This is a genomic window from Sphingorhabdus sp. EL138 (assembly GCF_945890115.1).
Lineage (GTDB): Bacteria > Pseudomonadota > Alphaproteobacteria > Sphingomonadales > Sphingomonadaceae > Sphingorhabdus_B.
Map to the genome: position 1 here is coordinate 24,567 of NZ_CAMDCK010000003.1, position 13,553 is coordinate 38,119.

The following is a 13,553-nucleotide window of genomic DNA, read 5'->3' on the forward strand; positions in this document are numbered from 1 at the left end:
TCTCCATTCAGGACATAGTCTCATGAAATTCTTTGCCGATACCGCTGACATTGCCGATATTAAGGATCTTGCAGCGACGGGTTTGCTCGACGGCGTGACCACCAACCCATCGTTGATCGCCAAATCCGGCCGGGATTTCATCGAAGTCACGCGCGAAATCTGCGCACTGACCGATGGCCCAGTGTCGGCAGAGGTCGTGGCGCTCGATCATGCGACGATGATGAAGGAAGCCGAAATCCTGCGGAAGATTGCCGACAATGTCTGCGTAAAGGTTCCGTTGACTATCGACGGACTGAAAACGTGCAAAGCACTTACCTCTGAAGGCACATTGGTCAATGTGACCTTATGTTTCTCTGCCAATCAGGCGCTTTTGGCCGCAAAAGCTGGCGCGACATTCGTATCGCCCTTCGTTGGCCGACATGACGACAATGGCTTTGATGGTATGCAGCTTATCAGCGACATTCGGCTGATCTACGACAATTACGCTTTTGGCACAGAAATCCTCGTCGCCAGCGTCCGTCACGGTGTCCATGTGCTTGAAGCCGCGAAAATTGGGGCTGACGTGATGACTGCACCTCCGTCGGTCATCAAAGGCCTGTTCAAGCATATCCTGACGGACAAGGGCATTGAGGGCTTTTTGGCCGATTGGGCCAAAACCGGTCAGGCGATTGGCTGATTTTTTCAGCAAAAAATAGCATTTCAGTATCCGGCGCTATATAGTCTTATATTGCGATACAGCCCCCATGGGCTATTGTCCGTATAGTATTTAAAGGCGGGTAGACTTATCTTTATGTTTGAAGACGCGGGCACTTCGCCTGCCGGAGCCTGAAGATGAACAAGCCCGAAAAGGTATTTCCCATCGCGCATATCCATTATGAAGACGAAATCGGGGAGAATGGCAAAATTGTCGTTCCTGATGACGTCCAAGACGCCATTCGCACACTAATCCGCTGGTCAGGCGATAATCCCGAGCGTGAAGGCTTGCTCGACACCCCTGCCCGCGTTGGCCGCGCTTGGCGCGAATATTGCGGAGGCTATGCCGAAGACCCGGCAGCGCATTTGTCGCGCACCTTTCAAGAAGTTGGCGGATATCATGAACTGGTGTTGCTCAAGGACATACCCTTTCAGTCGCATTGCGAGCATCACATGGCACCGATCATCGGCAAGGCGTCGATTGCTTATATGCCAACCGACAAGGTTGTGGGCATTTCGAAACTTGCGCGTGTCTTGCACGGCTTTGCCCAGCGCCTTCAAGTGCAGGAACGTCTGACAGCAGAAGTTGCGAACTGCATCTGGGAAAATTTGAAGCCAGAAGGCGTTGCCGTTGTGATTGAGGCGCAGCATGGTTGCATGACCGGACGCGGCGTGAAAGTGCATGGCGTTGGCATGGTGACATCCAAACTCATTGGCTGTTTCCTCGATGATCAATCAAGCCGCAAGGAAGTCATGAGCCTGATGGGCTATTGACCCCGCAATAAAAGGTTTTCAGTTATTGTTGGCGATAGCGAACTTACCTATTTTTGGGGTATAGTCACCAATCATGTTCACGCCGGATAACAGCAATATGCCTTTTCACATTCGCTCATTTGATATGGACGCTTTCGTCCGTGCGACGCTGGCCGAAGATTTGGGTCCGACCGGCAGGGATGTGACGTCCGAAAGCGTCATTCCGGCGGACCTTCTTTTCGACGGCGTCATGGACAGTCGCGACGCCATAACCGTGGCTGGCCTGCCAATCGCAGTTGCGTTTTTTCAGGCGCTCGATCCGTTGATGGAGATAGAGTTGCTGGTCGAGGAAGGTGCGCAGGTGCCCGCAGGAACCGACCTCATGCGCTTAAAGGGCCGTGCACGGGCCATGCTTACCGCAGAACGTTCGGCGCTGAATACCGTGCAGCATCTGTCGGGCATTGCGACAATGACACGGCAATATGTCGATGCCATCGCAGGAACAGGGTGCATCCTTTTGGACACCCGCAAAACCATTCCCGGTCTCCGGCTGCTTGAAAAATACGCAACGCGTATAGGTGGCGCGACGAACCACCGTATGGGTCTTTGGGACGCGGCCATGATTAAGGACAATCATGTTGCCGTTGCAGGCGGCGTAGCTGAAGCTGTTGCCCGCGCCAAAAATGCAGGGGTTGAACGCATCATTCTTGAGGTGGACAGCATCGCCCAGATCGAACCTGGCCTAGCGGCAGGGGCAAGCCATTTGCTGCTCGACAATATGGACGCCAATATGTTGCGAGAAGCGGTCACGCTTATCGCTGGCCGCGTGCCGACTGAGGCATCGGGCGGGGTGACCTTGGAAACGATCCGCGCCAAGGCAGAAACAGGCGTTACCTATATCTCGGTTGGCCGCCTGACGCAAAGCGCGCCGGCAGCCGACATCGGGCTGGATTTTGCGCAGGCTTAAGCTTTTAGCCTTTCTCGGTGTCGTGGCAGCGTTCCAACCGGCACCGACCATGGCGCAAGCATGGCAATGTCAGCCACCCCGATTTCTTCCGCGTCCGGCCTTAGAATTGCCTCCGTCTGGTACCATCAGGCCCACGGCGATAGACGGCTATGTGCTAGCTCTCAGTTGGAGCCCGGAATATTGCCGTGGGCGGATGCGCGACCCTGCGGCACGCTTCCAATGTTCGGGTGAAATTGGGGACTTTGGTTTTATCCTGCATGGCCTGTGGCCTGAAGCCAAAGGGGCCAACTATCCACAATATTGCCGCGCGGTTGGCGTTCTGCCCCGGCGGACAGTCTCAGACAATATTTGCCTCAGCCCGTCCCCCCAATTGCTGCAACATCAATGGGCAAAACATGGCAGTTGCATGGCCAATACGCCGGACGCTTATTTCGCAGCAGCGCGATTGCTGTTCAACGCAATTGCATTTCCCGACATGGCGCGACTGTCCCGCGAACCCGAACGCGGGACGCCGTTGACGGCGCAAGTGCTGGCTGAAAGATTAGCTGATCTGAACGATGGTCTGCCAACCAATGCCGTCATGGTAAAGGCCAATGCCAAAGGCTGGCTCCAAGAAGTGCGCATCTGTCTTGGCAGGGATTTCAAGCCCCGAAAGTGTCCAGCATTTACGCGCCGCGCCCCGGCCACAGCGCAAATCAAAATCTGGCGCGGGCGTTAGGCCTAGCCCTCAATGATCCGCGTTGCCGGGTGATGTTTATCGAGATGTTTCTTGATGATCCGCAAATTTTTGCTGTTCGAACGCCATACAAGGTCGAATGCGTCGCCGACAAAGGGGATTGCGCCAATCGCCGTGTCCACACCGATATTGACGCTCATGCGGATAAGCTGCCATTTGGACATGCCAAGATTGCGGCCTTCCCACACCATATAGGCGCCCATGGCCGCAGTCACGAGGTCACCCAAAACAGGGACAAGACCAATCACGCTATCCAGTCCAAAGGGAATTTTAGTGCCCGGAATAACGAAGGCGCGCTCCAATATTTTCTCAAGCGCTTCGACACGGGCGCGCACGGCATGCGGGTCATTACCCATGCCCGGCAAATTCTTGGCAATACGCGCAAATTCTTCCTGCGAAATCGGCACTGAGGCTGCTCCTTTGCGCCTATGTCGGGTCACGTCCAAGATATTGCAACAGGTGCCACCCACGACCATTGGCGAAATGCCCCAAAAGACCGGGCCGGACGACCGACCAACGCAAAGGGTTTGCAATAGGGATGAAGGCAACGGTGGCCTGCAATTCGGCCTCTGCCTCGCCCAATAACTGTGCGCGCATCGCGCTATCTGCCGTTCGGCGCGCTTCGGCCACGATCTCGTCTGCCCGCGCGCTACAAATGGTAGCAAATTTGCACGATAGCTGATCCAGATACCATATCGGACTGGATTGTTGCGCGGTGCGGTCAACAAGCAGCAAGTCATGCGGTCGGTCCATCGTCACACGCTCAATATCAATGCCGATTGTTGCAAGGTCAGCCCGCAAACGCGCAAAAAATATCCGGCTGCCATAACCACGCGGCAAGGCAACCCGTAACGCACGAAGCGCACCATTCGCCTTTTTCCAATCGGCTACCGTCGCGGCTGCCATCGCCCTGCGTTCTTCCATCGATGGCGCTGACCATGCCGGTCGGGCTATGCTCGCACGATTTGGTAAACTTTCGGGAACCAAGGTAACCGTTTCCTGCCACGCCACAATGTCAAACGCTGTCAGCAATTTAGGGCGATCAATAGCCATGGCAATCGCCGTTCGATTCGCTGTGTCCGACAAAAATGGACCGTCATTGACCACGTGCAAACCGAATAACCCCGGAACCGCATCAAATTGGATGTGATCAGCCCGTATGTTTGCCGCATCGAGCAAGGGAAAGCTGTCAAACCGTCCGCCTTCAATGAGGTCGCTTTGTCCAAGCGCATAACGGGCAAGCACTGTTGATGCCGCACCGCGTTGCAATGTTACCATCGCATTGCCCAAGAACTGTACGCCTTCGTCATCAGTTTCATTGCGCCGCAACTGCATAACCTGTCCAAATTTCTTGGCCTGCATCGGACCCGATCCCGCGCCTTTGCTAAGCAACCCGAACTCGGGCAAGGCCAATAATTCTAAAAGATAGGGCATCGGGGCCGTCAGCCTGATTTCCACCACCTGACCCGTCATGGCGACGACACGGTCAATGACACCCAGTTCGGCGCCAAGGCGCCCCTTACGCAATTCCCGGATCCGAGCAGTCAGAAGACGTGCAACTTCCCCCGACTCTACCTCACGCCCATTATTCCAGCGCCCTTTATTGAGGCGGAAGATATAGCTCATGCCGTCTTCGGTCACGATCCAGCGATTGGCGAGGCCAGGCGCCACCCGTCCCTTTTCATCAAACGTGACCAACCCTTGCGCCGTTGCCGCGCGCAAATAAGCCGACGCCAAGGGCTGCGGCGTAGCGGATACATTTAACGGCCGGGGACGGTCTTCGATCACATCAACCCGGATGCGTTCATTGTCGACGCCTTCGGAGCATCCGGAAAGTGCTGCGGACAATAGCAACAACAAAATCGACAGCGAACGGATCATGTCGTCACCATAAGCCCTAAGTCCCCATGCACAATCCAAGATTCAACGGTCAGAGCATGTGAACAGTAATATCTCGTTTGGCGCGGGCGGCAATTGCGCCGATATGGTCTTGTTCATATTTTCGATGTTGCTCAGTTGCTCTGGGTCCGCGGTGCAGGTTTTTACGTCATAAAGTTGCCGTGCCGCACGGGCGGATTGCATGGCGTCATTGCCCGGTAGGAATCGTTCAATGCGATAAATATTGGTCTCCGGAGCGTAGCTGATAACCGAAATCTGTGCGTCATTATTGGGTACAAAGCTTCTGACCCACCGGCCGCCGCTTTCGACATATTGCGTGCGTCCGTTGATGCATCCATCGGGCTGCCACGTAAATTCAACGTCTGCAGTATCGGACATAGTGACGCGGCTGCGTTGGGGCTGCAATACGCAAATCTTCGCTTGCGGTTCGCCAGCAGCGGGGCCCTTTTCGGCAACTGCATCTTTTGGCATGTCGGCAATCAATGCGGCCCGAACCCGATCATCGACTTCGTCGAACGATGGGCGCGCTGCAAAAATGCCTACCGCCATGACAAAAAGCACAGCGCCGGCAGCGGTGGCGGATTTAAATCTATCCCGCTGCGCACGTTCGGAAAACTGCCATGCAGCACCCCCTGCAACGGCGCTGAGCACCAGCAACAACCCAGCAAGCGCCAGATGGTTTTCCCGTTCGCCAATGACGGCATGTTCGGCGTCGCTGCGTACTTTGCCTTCACGGCTGCGTTGCAGTTCGGAGGCAACACGCGCCTCTCGCTCCATCGAGGCGCGCGTGGATGCCTCAAGTTCCGCCTCGGCGCGCGTCAATTCGGCGACTGACCGGCAATCACCCCGCACGGAGCGGAACGCGACACCGCGATTGGCGAGAAATGCCGACAATTCGCGTGCCGATATGGCGAAGTAAAATTCAGCGCCGCCGTCGGTGGGTACCGATCCGAAACTGTTGATACCCAAAACCCGTCCGCAGGCATCGACAATGGGCCCGCCACTATTACCCGGTGCAATCGGCGCCGTATGCAAAAGCGATTCAACGGACTTCGACGTCCGTCCAGAGGAGACTGTTCCCCGCGTTTTGACGGGTTGCTGCGGGCGAAGCACATCGGCTTCGCTCTGCTCCAAAGCGACATCAACGCTCGCGGGATAACCAATGGCAAAGACGTCCGCGCCATCCTCTGGCGTTCCTGCAAAAATGCTTGCAGGAACAAGCGCCCCAGACGTCAGCTGCAACAGGGCAAGGTCTTTACCCGGCAGACTGGCCGAAACTCTTGCGCGATAGCTTTGCGTGCCATCGGAGGGTACGATGACGATCTGCACGCTGTCATCAAAGCTGGCCATTTCAACGACATGGGCATTGGTTATGATTTTATCGCGCGCAACAGCCACGCCAGAGCCGATGCTGACGATGCTCTCCTGTCCTTTGGCAGAACTATAGACGATGACCCGCACCACGCTGCGTGATGCGGCGCTGATATCACTTGCATCGGCAAGTGCAGGTGCAGGCGCAACCAATAATGGAGACAGAAACAGGCACAACGCCGCAAAAAATCGCATGCATCTAGTCATGGCAGAAAAACACGCACATCAACGCGGCTCCGGTGCGGGGCGTTCCGCAGATGGGCTAGCCTGAATATTGGCACCATCGCGGTCAAGTGTAATTTCAAACGGAACGCCGTTGACATCGGTATTCACTGTAACGCCCTGCCCCTGATCGACGCGTATTTCCGAATTGCCGATGTCGATTGGCAATTCCTGCAACTCTAGCAGATCAAGCGGTGCAATCGGACCTTCCGGATCTGGCGTCTGCGGGGTTTTTGGTTTGTTCACTGGCGCGGCATTGCGGATAGATTGCGACATGAAATCGCGCCAGATACGCGCTGGCAAGCCTCCGCCGTTGACCCCCTTGAGTGAGCTGTTGTCGTCATTGCCGATCCACACCCCAACCACCAAATCGCCAGCAAAGCCGACAAATAAGGCATCGCGATTATCCTGACTGGTACCGGTTTTTCCATAGGCGGGAATCGAAAGCCGCGCGGCCCGTCCTGTGCCTTGCTTCACCGATGCCCCCAATAAATCCAGCAACATCCCGTGCATGCGTCCACTGAAAGAACGCGGCCCGGAGAACAACCACTCAATCCAGCCTTGTTCCTCTTGTTTAAAGGCGTGCGGTTCAACCGGCCATTGGTTGCCCGCCACGCCCGCATAAGCCGCCGTCAATTCCAACAAAGTGATGCCTGAACTGCCCAGCGCAAGGCTTGGGTCCAAAGTGAGCGGACTTCGGATGCCAAGGTCTTGCGCGGCTTTCTCCACCTCTTCGCCGCCTACTTTCTGGTACAGCCGCACGGCAGCGACGTTGCTCGATTGAGCAAAAGCTTGCTCCAAGCTGATATCGCCTCGGTAACGCAATCCGGAATTTTTCGGGCGATAACTGCCTTCATTAATGGGGGTATCGGCAATCATCGACTGCGGCGTCATGCCCGACCGAAGTGCCGCCAGATATACAAACAGTTTAAATGTCGATCCGGGCTGTCTTTTAGCCTGCGTTGACCGGTTAAACGCCGACTGCTTGTAGCTTTTGCCACCAACCATGGCGACGAGCTCACCATTTGGGCGCATCGCGACCAAGGCGATTTGCGCGTTACCCACGCCCGCGCGGGCGACCACCTTACGGGCAATATTTTGCAAACGCGCGTCGAGGGTCGTGGTAATCCGCACGTCGGCATATCCGCTTTCGGTAAGCAGCCGCGCCTGCGGAATGGCCCAGTCGGCAAAATATGTACCCGTCGGCAATGTCTCGCGGACACGTACATCCAGCCGCGCTACCGGGGTGGCATCCGCCTTGGCTTGCGTAATGGCCTTATTGGCCACCATAGCCCTAAGCACGAGTCCAGCGCGCTTTGCGGCGCGTTCGGGGTTCTTGGTCGGGGCCAGACGTGATGGCGCTTGCACCAGACCAGCCAGCATGGCCGATTGGCTAAGCGTTAAACGCTCCGGCTGGCGATAAAAATAATGCAGCGATGCGGCGCGCAGGCCGTAGACATTGTCACCAAAATAAACGTTCGACAGATAACGTCCGAGGATTTCGTCCTTGGTAAGGCGTCCCTCAAGCCAGAAGGCGATGAGCATTTCACGCGCCTTGCGGGTAAGGCTACGTTCGGGCGTCAGAAAGGTGAACTTGGCAAGCTGTTGCGTAATCGTGCTGCCACCTTGAGTCATGCCGCTGCCAAAGGCGTTTGACCATGCAGCGCGCAGGAGGCCGCGCGGATCAATGCCCCAATGCGAATAGAAACGGCGATCCTCGATCGACAAAAAAGCCTGCACCACATGTGGGGGTAATTTGGTGACGTCGACAGGTCTGTCAACGATTGCCCCGTTGCGCGCGATGGGTGTGCCGTCGGAAGCAAGCAATGTAATGCGCGGCGGCGCAATCGGCTGAAGCGATTTTGACAAGGGTGCGGTGACCGCGAGCCACAGCAACAGCAGAACGAACATTGCGATCAGACCCGCGATCATTCGTCCGAACCACCACCAGCGGGTCTTACCTAAAAACAGGCGCTTAGCCGGCGCGCGAGTGCCGTCATTCGATGGCTGCGGATCGTCGGGGAAACGCTGTGCATTATGATCATCGAAAGCAGCCAACCGACCGTCGATATCCGTATTTTTATTAGAAGAAGATCGCCGGAAAAGCATCGCGTAGCTGTATTATATCGATACAACGGTGAAGGCGAGTATATATTTGATGCACCGCGTCATCAGCCCATCATGCCCGACCGAGATCGCCTTTACCGACCGTTCCGCTGGCCATCTCTAACATCCTGTCGAGGCTCTTCTTTGCGCCCAACCGCACGGTCTCATCAAGCTCAATCTGCGGCGTCAAATCGCGCAAAGCGAGATAAAGCTTCTCCATTGTATTGAGCGCCATATAGGGGCAGATATTACACGCACAGTTGCCGTCTGCGCCCGGTGCGCCGATGAACGTCTTGCTTGGCTCCGCCTTTTCCATCTGGTGAATGATGTGCGGCTCCGTGGCGACGATCAAGGTATCGCCCTCCATCGTCTGCGCATATTGCAATATACCACTCGTACTGCCGACATAATCCGAATGGTCGATGATATGGGGCGGACATTCGGGGTGGGCGGCAACGGGAACACCCGGATATTGGGCCTTCAACTTCAGCAGTTCGGTTTCCGAAAATGCCTCATGCACAATACATACGCCCGGCCACAAAAGCATCTCACGGTTGAACTTGCGGGCAAGATATCCGCCCAAATGCCGGTCAGGACCAAAAATGATTTTCTGTTCTGGCGGAATTTGGCTCAGGATCGTCTCGGCGCTGCTACTGGTCACGATAATGTCGGACAGCGCCTTCACTTCGGCAGAGCAATTGATGTAAGTCAGCGCGATATGGTCAGGATGGGCCGCACGAAACGCCTTGAACTTACCCGGCGGGCACGCATCTTCCAATGAACAGCCTGCCGCCATGTCCGGCAGTATGACGGTTTTCTGCGGACTTAAAATCTTTGCGGTTTCCGCCATGAATTTGACGCCGCAAAAGGCGATGACGTCGGCGTCGGTCTCTGCCGCGCGCTTGCTCAATTCAAGGCTATCGCCCACAAAATCCGCCAAGTCCTGAATTTCGGGCTTTTGATAATAATGCGCGAGAATGACGGCATTGCGTTCTTTTTTCAGCCGTTTGATTTCTGAGAGCAGATCAAGGCCTTGCAAGTTTTCGCGGGGCGTTGGGGCGTTCATGCGGTACTACCTTTGCCATGCCGAAGCTATTCCGGCAGCTGAGTTGAACGCCTATGTGGTCGATTTGGGTGCACGAAACAAGGCTAGCTTCTGGCTCTTGTCGGTTTTTTTCGCGTTGGGGGCACAAGGCCCTGCCCTGATATTATGTGGGCTTCACGTCTCCGTGACAAGATGCCAGCCATCGCCTTGCGCCGCCACACGCCCCTGATTTTGCAAATCGATAAGATGCGCAAGAACCGAGCGACCAGCCGCGCCGATCAGGCGCGGGTCCAAGCCTTTATACATTACGGCCACCATATTGGGGATATGCCCCTCACCGCCCTCCAGCAAGGTCATGATCTGCCGTTCGCGTTGGCGGCGATGACCGATCATACCACGCACAAGCTGGCGCGGGTTATTTACCGCCGGACCATGAGCCGGATAATAAACACGGTCGTCGCGTTCGTATAATTTCTGCAAGCTCGCCAGATAGTCGCTCATGTCACCATCGGGCGGACTGACGACGCTGGTCGACCATTTCATCACATGGTCGCCCGTGAACAAAGCGCCGCTTTCCCGCAAAGCAAAGCACAGATGATTACTAGTGTGTCCCGGCGTTGCCACCGCCTCGAGCGTCCAACCATCGCCTGAAATGGCCTCTGCGTCCTGCAGGATTCGGTCCGGCTGGTAATCGGGGTCAAAGGCACTATCGGCGCGCGGGCCATCATCGCGCAGCATCAGCGGCGCGCAACCAATGATCGGCGCACCGGTCGCGGCTTTCAATGGCGCGGCGGCTGGCGAATGGTCGCGATGGGTATGTGTACACAGGATCGCATTTACTTTTGCATTGCCCACAGCGCGCAAGATCGCCTCCACATGGCCCTCGCCATGAATGTCGGCAGGGTCCCCAACGCTTTGCCCGCTCCCGACAGGGCCGGGGTCGATAATAGCGACGTCGGTCTTATCACCAACGATCCAGGTCTGCGTGCCCGTATAGGTATAAGGCGATGCATTGGGCGCGAGCACCCGGCGCACGAGCGCCTCATGCTGTTCAGTTTCGCCTGCTTTGATGGTGTCGGGCCATTTCATTCCAGCGATATGGCGCATGAAGGACAAAAGAGAAAGGGGTGCTTTCCTATTTCGCCGCGACCGAGTTATCAAATTTCTGGAAAGGGGCACGAACGGGCCGGTTGCGCATGGCCTTACAGCGCCTGTCCTTGCTTGATTGACCCAAAACTTTACCCAAAAAAAGGCCGGAACCCGATGTGGATTCCAGCCCTTTCATTCTAAAGTGTGCGGTTCAGCTTATTTCGCGCCGAAGTTGATTTTCGCTGTTACGCCAAAATAACGGTCGGCTTCGCGGGGTATGATGTAGCGATATGCACCGCCGGGGCCACCCGACACGATCGAAGATGCAAAGCTCTTTTCGAACAGGTTTTTCACCTGAAACGCCAAGCGCCAACCGCCATTGGGGTCAACCAAAGCAGCGGACACATCGACAATCGCGTAACCTTCTACGGTCGAGCCAAGACGAACCGCTGGGTTCGCACTCGCTTCGTAAATTTGGTCGGACTGCCGCGCAATCTGGGTTCCCAGTTCGATATTCGCAAAGCCCGAAGTTTCGATGTCATATTGCGCGCCAAGCGACATCTTCCATTTTGGTGCGTTCGCCAGCGGCGTGCCCTTGGCGACCAATTGTGATGCATCCGCACCCGGCGGCAAACGGAAATTTTCGACCTGTGCCTTGTTGTACGCAATGCCGCCCGAAAGGCTGAAGTTACGCAATGGCGTCGCCACAAAATCAACCTCGAAACCTTCGGTCGATACCGAACCTGCATTCGTCAAGCGCGTGGTCCGAACACCTGCTACGAAATCTGGGCTGTTTGCCTGATAATTGTTATACTTGGCATAATATGCCGCGATGTTAACAATGAGATCGCCGTCAAGAAGGGTATTTTTCAATCCCACTTCATAGGCGTTGACCGTTTCTGGTGCGATAACACCCGCGCCCGGCGTCGTCAGGTTATAGAAGATGTTGTAGGCTGGGCCCTTATAACCACGGGTGTAGCTTGCATAAGCCATATTATTTTCCGTGATATCCGCCTGCACGGCAGCCTTACCCGAAAGGTTATTGTTGCTGGTGCTGGTGGTGAAAGGAACACCGTTTGACGCGCCTGCAACAAAGCCTGTCGCTGGCGCTGTTGCCACAAGGCCATTATTGTAAACGCCAGCGTCGAAGTTTCCTTGCACACCTGGACCGGCGAGCGAGGTCCGGCGGATATGGTTTACATCCAGTTCGTCATGTGTGTAGCGCAAGCCACCAATCAAACGCAGGCTGTCGGACAGGTTGAAAGTTGCCTGACCAAATGCCGACATATTTTTGAATGTCGAACCAAAGTCAGCCGTACCAGCGGGGGTAGTGATCGTCGACACCCCGGCGGCAGTTGAGCAAGGTATGAGACCCGGCACGACCGCAGCCAGCGTTGATGCCGAGCATGTAATCACATTGCGCGTAAATGTCCGGTCCGATTCAGCCTTCGAATAATATGCCCCGACAACATATTCGAGGAATTCGCCGGTCGGCGACGCCACCCGAATTTCTTGGCTAAAGGTGTTCGATGTTTGCGGACCATTATCGTGCAATTGGTTCAAACCAACATAAGGCCGGTCGAGCCAGTCACCATCGCGGATTTCGGTATTATCCCAACCACGTAAGCTGGTGATCGACGTCAGGCTATGTTCGCCCAATTCAACGTCGGCTTGCAACGCAATGCCCCAGCTTTCTTCCTTAGTCGCGGTGACCAGGTTTTGCCGAATGTTGCGTGAATCCGAACGATCAAAGCCAGTTCCAACCAGCGCTAGAGCGGCAGCATTGGTTGGCGTATTGCCAATAATTTCGGCACAACAATCATCATTGGCTTTGCGGTAATCGGCGCGCAGCGTCAGCATGACATTCTCGCTGACGTCGGCCTCAATCGCACCACGAACACTGTAATGTTCATAGCCATTGACCTTTTTGCCCGTGGTCAGATTGTTAACGTTGCCGTCATAGCTTCCGTAAAATCCGGTGAAGCGCGAACGCACATTGGCGCTCAGCGGCAAGTTAACCGTCGCACGACCGCGATATTCGGATTTCGTGAAGAATGAGCCTTCAACCGTCGCGCTATATTCCGCTGTCGGCCGCTTCGTCACGATGCTTACAACACCGGCAGATGCATTCTTTCCGAACAATGTGCCCTGCGGTCCGCGCAACACTTCAATACGCTCGACGTCGAACAAATCTGTGAAGCCCTCACCAGCGCGGCTCAAGACAACACCGTCGAGAACAGCAGCAACCGATGGTTCCGCAGCAATCGAGAAGTTGATGGTGCCCACGCCGCGCAGGAACAATGCCTGGTTCAGCGACGTACCCGCCTTGCGGAAGTTCAAGCTTGGAACGAGATATTGCGCATTTTCAAGCGTTATGCCGCCATTATTGGCAACAGCCTCTCCGCCAACAACCGATACGGCGAGTGGAATATCCTGCAAACGCTCTTCACGCTTTTGTGCGGTGACGATGATTTCTGCATTGGCCGAATCATCTTCTGCCGGAGCGGTCTGTGCCATTACGGGCAGGCTGACACCCGCCATAATCGCGGCGCTTGCGAACAACGAAGCGCGGATGAAAGACGTTTTCTTAAATTCAGAACTGAACATTATGAACCTCCTTAAAAAAGGCCATCCAGTTCTCAACCAAATCACTTGATTTTGATCAAGTAACA

General features: G+C 55.5%; 11 protein-coding genes. 4 read left to right on the top strand and 7 right to left on the bottom strand.

The features are described from left to right. The first annotated feature begins 22 nt into the window (after positions 1 to 22). The 4 genes from fsa to Q0O07_RS01975 all read left to right on the top strand — a co-directional run bounded on the left by fsa (position 23) and on the right by Q0O07_RS01975 (position 3,131). Positions 23 to 676 (top strand): fructose-6-phosphate aldolase, encoded by a 654-nt coding sequence (fsa, locus tag Q0O07_RS01960; protein WP_295489700.1) that lies wholly within the window; start codon positions 23 to 25, stop codon positions 674 to 676. A 155-nt stretch (positions 677 to 831) separates the two neighbouring features. Further along, complete coding sequence (gene folE, locus Q0O07_RS01965; RefSeq protein ID WP_295489702.1) at positions 832 to 1,467, top strand: GTP cyclohydrolase I FolE; 636 nt, start codon at positions 832 to 834, stop codon at positions 1,465 to 1,467. 97 nt (positions 1,468 to 1,564) lie between these two features. Then, positions 1,565 to 2,413: a carboxylating nicotinate-nucleotide diphosphorylase gene (gene nadC, locus Q0O07_RS01970; RefSeq protein WP_295489966.1), complete on the top strand. Its 849-nt coding sequence runs from the start codon at positions 1,565 to 1,567 to the stop codon at positions 2,411 to 2,413. Positions 2,414 to 2,564: 151 nt separating this feature from the next. After that, positions 2,565 to 3,131 (top strand): ribonuclease T, encoded by a 567-nt coding sequence (locus tag Q0O07_RS01975; RefSeq protein WP_295489705.1) that lies wholly within the window; start codon positions 2,565 to 2,567, stop codon positions 3,129 to 3,131. Positions 3,132 to 3,133: 2 nt separating this feature from the next. Here the strand turns inward: Q0O07_RS01975 and Q0O07_RS01980 are convergent, their stop codons facing one another. The 7 genes from Q0O07_RS01980 to Q0O07_RS02010 form a co-directional block, all read right to left on the bottom strand. Then, the gene (locus tag Q0O07_RS01980) at positions 3,134 to 3,556 is read right to left on the bottom strand and encodes a DUF4112 domain-containing protein (protein WP_295489708.1); all 423 of its coding nucleotides are present in this window, start codon (positions 3,554 to 3,556) and stop codon (positions 3,134 to 3,136) included. A 19-nt stretch (positions 3,557 to 3,575) separates the two neighbouring features. Then, positions 3,576 to 5,030, bottom strand: a complete 1,455-nt coding sequence (locus Q0O07_RS01985) for an ABC transporter substrate-binding protein (protein WP_295489711.1) — start codon at positions 5,028 to 5,030, stop codon at positions 3,576 to 3,578. A 42-nt stretch (positions 5,031 to 5,072) separates the two neighbouring features. After that, positions 5,073 to 6,614: a S1C family serine protease gene (locus tag Q0O07_RS01990; protein WP_295489713.1), complete on the bottom strand. Its 1,542-nt coding sequence runs from the start codon at positions 6,612 to 6,614 to the stop codon at positions 5,073 to 5,075. Between the two features lie 30 nt (positions 6,615 to 6,644). After that, positions 6,645 to 8,699, bottom strand: a complete 2,055-nt coding sequence (locus Q0O07_RS01995; protein ID WP_295489716.1) for a transglycosylase domain-containing protein — start codon at positions 8,697 to 8,699, stop codon at positions 6,645 to 6,647. Positions 8,700 to 8,820: 121 nt separating this feature from the next. Continuing rightward, positions 8,821 to 9,813: a quinolinate synthase NadA gene (nadA, locus tag Q0O07_RS02000; protein ID WP_295489719.1), complete on the bottom strand. Its 993-nt coding sequence runs from the start codon at positions 9,811 to 9,813 to the stop codon at positions 8,821 to 8,823. A 153-nt stretch (positions 9,814 to 9,966) separates the two neighbouring features. Further along, entirely contained in the window at positions 9,967 to 10,881 is a 915-nt protein-coding gene (locus Q0O07_RS02005) for an MBL fold metallo-hydrolase (protein ID WP_295489721.1), read from the bottom strand. 216 nt (positions 10,882 to 11,097) lie between these two features. Then, a complete protein-coding gene (locus Q0O07_RS02010) occupies positions 11,098 to 13,488 on the bottom strand; it encodes a TonB-dependent receptor (RefSeq protein ID WP_295489724.1) in 2,391 nt (796 codons plus the stop codon). Positions 13,489 to 13,553: the final 65 nt, after the last annotated feature.